We start from the raw sequence: 4,615 nt of genomic DNA, 5'->3' as shown, positions 1-4,615 counted from the left end.
ATATCACAGGTTCTGAAGATTGTGATATCCCTGTGGGAGCGGGCGTGCCCGCGAATAGCCGTGATGCGTTCTAGAACTCGGCGAGCCGCCAGACTTCATAGGCTGGCGTCTCGTACGGGTGGCTCTGCTTGAGCGCAGCGACAACCTGGGCCACCAGCTCGTCAGCCACCACCAGCTCCACCTTCCATTCCTCAACCACCTCGACCTGGCCCGCTTGCCCGAGGAACGGCTGGCTACCGTCCAGCGGGCGGAACTGGCCCTGGCCAAGGGTTTGCCAGGCGCAGTGGTCATAGTCACCGATGCGCCCGCCACCAGCGGCGAACACAGCGACCTTGACCACTTCGACATGGCTGTCGGGCACGAAGAAGGCGAGCTTGTACACCCCTTAGTTCACCCACACCCGCGCATTGCGGAACATACGCATCAGCGCGGCATCTTCCTGCCACTCGTCCGGGCGCCAGGAGTTCTGCACAGCGCGGAACACACGCTCCGGGTGCGGCATCATGATGGTCACGCGGCCGTCGCGGCTGGTCAGGCCGGTGATACCACGCGGCGAGCCGTTCGGGTTGGCCGGGTAGGCTTCGGTGACCTTGCCGTGGTTGTCGACGTAGCGCAGGGCCACGCAACCGGACACATCGGCTTCCAGCAATGCTTCTTCGCTGGCGAACTCGGCATGGCCTTCACCGTGGGCGATGGCGATCGGCATGCGCGAACCGGCCATGCCCTGCAGGAAGATCGAGTTGGACTTCTGCACCTCGACCATGGCCACGCGGGCTTCGAACTGCTCCGAGCGGTTGCGCACGAAGTGCGGCCAGTACTCGGTGCCCGGGATCAGCTCGTGCAGGTTGGACATCATCTGGCAACCGTTGCACACGCCCAGGGCGAAGCTGTCGGTACGCTCGAAGAAGGCCTGGAAGGCGTCACGGGCACGGGCGTTGAACAGCGCCGACTTGGCCCAGCCTTCACCTGCGCCCAGCACGTCACCGTACGAGAAGCCGCCACAGGCGACCAGGCCCTTGAAGGCTTCGAAGTCGACACGGCCAGCGAGGATATCGCTCATGTGCACGTCGATGGCGGCGAAGCCGGCGCGGTCGAAGGCAGCAGCCATCTCGACCTGGCCGTTGACGCCCTGCTCACGCAGGATGGCCACTTGCGGGCGCACGCCTTTCTTGATGTAAGGCGCGGCGATGTCGTCGTTGACGTCGAAGCCCAGCTTGACCGACAGGCCCGGGTTGTCTTCCTCGAGCAGCAGGTCGAATTCCTGGTCAGCGCAGTCGGCGTTGTCGCGCAGGCGCTGGATCTGGTAGCTGGTTTCAGCCCACTGACGCTGCAGCATGCGACGGTCGTCGTCGAACAGCACTTCGCCATTCAGGCTGATGGTCACTTCAGCGTTGTTGACCGGCTTGCCGATCACCGCGACGCATTCTTCACCCAGGCCAGCAGCGCTGAACTGTGCCAGCACGTCCGGGGTAGCATCCTGGCGAACCTGGATCACCGCACCCAGCTCTTCGTTGAAGAGGATGGCCGGTACTTCGCCCTTGCTGTCGGTCAGCGGGTCGAGTTGCAGGTCGAGACCGCAGTGGCCGGCGAAGGCCATTTCCAGCACGGTGGTGACCAGGCCGCCATCGGAACGGTCGTGGTAGGCCAGCAGGTGGCCGTCGTCGTTCAGGCCCTGGATCACGGCGAAGAAGGCCTTGAGGTCTTCGGCGTCGTCGACGTCCGGAGCCTGGGCAGCGATCTTGCCGTAGGTCTGAGCCAGGATCGAGGCACCCATGCGGTTCTTGCCGCGACCCAGGTCGATCAGGATCAGGTCGGTTTCGCCCTTGTCCATGCGCAGTTGCGGGGTCAGGGTCTTGCGGATGTCGGTGACCGGGGCGAAGCCGGTGATGATCAGCGACATCGGCGAGGTGACGCTCTTCTCGACGCCCTCGTCGCTCCACTTGGTCTTCATCGACATCGAGTCTTTGCCGACCGGAATGGTGATACCCAGCTCCGGGCACAGCTCCATGCCGACAGCCTTCACGGTGTCGTACAGGCGTGCGTCTTCACCTGGGTGACCAGCAGCGGACATCCAGTTGGCCGACAGTTTGATGTCGGACAGCTTTTCGATGCGCGAAGCCGCCAGGTTGGTCAGGGTTTCGCCGATGGCCATGCGACCGGACGCCGGGGCATCCAGCAGCGCCAGCGGCGTACGCTCGCCCATGGCCATGGCTTCACCGGTGTAGACGTCGAAGCTGGTGGCGGTAACGGCGCAGTCCGCCACCGGAACCTGCCACGGGCCGACCATCTGGTCGCGGGCAACCAGGCCGGTGATGGTGCGGTCGCCAATGGTGATCAGGAAGCTCTTGCTGGCCACGGCCGGGTGGTTCAGCACGCGCTGGACGGCGCTGTCCAGGTCCAGCTCGCTCGGGTCGAAGTCATCGCCCAGCTCGGCTTCGCGGGTAACCGAACGGTGCATGCGCGGCGGCTTGCCCAGCAGCACGTCCAGCGGCATGTCCACCGGGGTGTTGCCGAAGTGGCTGTCGCTGACGGTCAGGTGCGGTTCTTCAGTCGCTTCACCAACCACGGCAAACGGGCAACGCTCGCGCTCGCAGATGGCCTTGAAGCGCTCGAAGTCGACTGCGCTGACGGCCAGCACATAACGCTCTTGCGACTCGTTGCTCCAGATTTCGTGCGGGGCCATGCCCGGCTCGTCATTGGGCACGTTGCGCAGTTCGAAGCGACCACCGCGGCCACCGTCGTTGACCAGTTCAGGGAAGGCGTTGGAAATACCGCCAGCGCCCACGTCGTGGATGAAGGCGATCGGGTTGTCGTCGCCCAGCTGCCAGCAACGGTCGATGACCTCCTGGCAACGGCGCTCCATTTCCGGGTTTTCGCGCTGTACCGAAGCGAAGTCCAGGTCAGCCGAGCTGGCACCGGTAGCCACCGACGAAGCAGCGCCGCCGCCCAGGCCGATCAGCATGGCCGGGCCGCCAAGCACGATCAGCTTGGCGCCGACGGTGATTTCGCCCTTCTGCACGTGGTCTTCACGGATGTTGCCCATACCACCGGCGAGCATGATCGGCTTGTGGTAGCCGCGCACTTCTTCGCCGTGGGGGGTGTCGATGGCTTGCTCGAAGGTACGGAAGTAGCCGGTCAGGGCCGGGCGACCGAATTCGTTGTTGAACGCAGCGCCACCCAGAGGGCCTTCGATCATGATGTCGAGGGCGTCGACGATACGCTCGGGCTTGCCATAGGCCTTTTCCCAAGGCTGTTCGAAGCCCGGGATGCGCAGGTTGGACACGGTGAAGCCCGTCAGGCCGGCCTTGGGCTTGGCGCCACGGCCGGTAGCACCTTCGTCGCGGATTTCGCCACCGGAGCCGGTGGAGGCGCCGGAGAACGGGGCGATGGCGGTCGGGTGGTTGTGCGTCTCGACCTTCATCAGGATGTGCACCGGCTCCTGCACCGCGCCGTACTGGCGGGTTTCAGGGTTCGGGAAGAAGCGGCCGGCAACGTTGCCGACGATCACCGAGGCGTTATCCTTGTATGCCGACAGAACACCTTCGTTGTGCATCTGGTAGGTGTTCTTGATCATGCCGAACAGGCTCTTTTCCTGAGCCTGGCCGTCGATATCCCAACTGGCGTTGAAGATCTTGTGGCGGCAGTGCTCGGAGTTGGCCTGGGCGAACATCATCAGTTCGATGTCGTTCGGGTTGCGCTTGAGGCCCTGGAAGGCATTGACCAGGTAGTCGATCTCGTCTTCGGCCAGGGCCAGGCCCAGGTCGATGTTGGCCTTGGCCAAGGCGTCGCGACCGCCGGAAAGGATGTCCACCGAGGTCATCGGCTTGGGCTGGGCGTGGCTGAACAGGTCTGCGGCCTGCTCCAGCTGGCCGAGCACACGCTGGGTCATGCGGTCGTGCAATTCGGCGGCGATCAGTTCGGCATCAGCGTCGCTCAGGGTGCCGGCCACGTAGTAGGCGATGCCGCGCTCCAGGCGCTGGATCGACTGCAGGCCGCAGTTGTGGGCGATGTCGCTGGCCTTGCTGGCCCATGGCGAAATGGTGCCCAGGCGCGGTACCACCAGGAACAGACGACCCGTCGGCTCCTGTACCGGCACGCTCGGGCCGTACTTGAGCAGACGGCCCAGCACCTGCTGCTGGTCGGCGGTCAACTCGCCGTCGACATCGGCGAAGTGGGCAAATTCGGCATACAAACCAGTAACAGCGGGGACTTTCTGGCTCAGTTGCTCGAGTAATTTACCGTGGCGAAAGGCAGAAAGGGCAGGAGCGCCGCGCAGGATCAACATCGTCGGGACAGCCTCAGGAAGGGGTGTGCTTAGAGGCCGTGCATTCTAGCCTAATTCGATGGCTTTCGGCACCTGCTCTAAGCCACGCCTGCCGGGCGGCGGAACCGGACTTCGGGGTCAGTTTTCAGAGGTGTCCGGGTTGAGACGAGATCGAGCGCCGCTAGGTGTCCGCCTCAAGACATTCAGTGCCTGGGAGATCGAGCGCCGCAGGTGTCCGCCTCAAGACATTCAGCGCCTGGGAGATCGAGCGCCGCAGGTGTCCGGCTCGACACATTCAGCGCCTGGGAGATCGAGCGCCGCAGGTGTCCGGCTCGACACATTCAGCGCCTG

The 4,615-nt window shown here is 64.2% G+C and carries 2 protein-coding genes; both read right to left on the bottom strand.

What is annotated here, in order from left to right:
- Positions 1–70: 70 nt before the first annotated feature.
- Positions 71–382 carry an NGG1p interacting factor NIF3 gene (locus ACF8GF_RS04640; RefSeq protein WP_392460672.1) on the bottom strand — a complete coding sequence of 104 codons (312 nt, stop codon included), beginning with the start codon at positions 380–382 and terminating at the stop codon, positions 71–73.
- A gap of 3 nt (positions 383–385) precedes the next feature.
- Positions 386–4,285, bottom strand: coding sequence for a phosphoribosylformylglycinamidine synthase (gene purL, locus ACF8GF_RS04635; protein WP_176683686.1), 3,900 nt, complete (start codon positions 4,283–4,285; stop codon positions 386–388).
- Positions 4,286–4,615 lie beyond the last annotated feature (330 nt).

Source organism: Pseudomonas sp. yb_5 (assembly GCF_043103865.1).
GTDB classification, from domain to species: domain Bacteria; phylum Pseudomonadota; class Gammaproteobacteria; order Pseudomonadales; family Pseudomonadaceae; genus Aquipseudomonas; species Aquipseudomonas putida_Y.
The sequence above is the reverse complement of the archived record's forward strand: the minus strand, read 5'-3'. Positions and strand labels throughout refer to the sequence as shown.